The following is a 465-nucleotide window of genomic DNA, read 5'->3' as shown; positions in this document are numbered from 1 at the left end:
GTTGTTTGTTGAGGGTTTCGTTAGACCCGACCGAGTTTTCGAGTTTAGAGGCGGTCGATAACCGCCGCGGTCACGTCCTCCGTGGAGGCGTCGCCGCCGAGGTCCGGCGTGCGCGGACCGTCCGCGAGAACGCCTTCGACAGCGGCACGCACCCGGTCTGCCTCGTCTTCGTAGTCGAGGTAGTCCAAGAGCATCGCCGCCGAGAGGATGGTCGCCGCTGGGTTGGCGATTCCTTCGCCCGCGATGTCGGGTGCGGAGCCGTGGACCGGTTCGAACAGGGCGCTATCCGGGCCGATATTGGCCGACGGGAGCAGACCGAGACCGCCGACGAGTCCGGCCGCGAGGTCCGAAAGCACGTCGCCCGCGAGGTTCGGACAGACGATGGTGTCGAACTGCGTCGGGTCGAGACAGACGCGCATCGCGAAGGCGTCCATGAGGACTTCCTCGACCTCGACGCCGCGTTCG

Annotated in this window: 1 pseudogene; it reads right to left on the bottom strand. The window is 66.5% G+C overall.

Annotation, left to right across the window (positions count from 1 at the left end):
- Positions 1–44 precede the first annotated feature (44 nt).
- Positions 45–465 (bottom strand): annotated as a pseudogene (gene leuB / locus DVK06_RS17585) (3-isopropylmalate dehydrogenase); the annotation flags it as partial.

It is taken from the genome of Halorubrum sp. Atlit-28R (genome assembly GCF_003665955.1).
Lineage (GTDB): Archaea > Halobacteriota > Halobacteria > Halobacteriales > Haloferacaceae > Halorubrum > Halorubrum tropicale.
The sequence above is the reverse complement of the archived record's forward strand: the minus strand, read 5'-3'. Positions and strand labels throughout refer to the sequence as shown.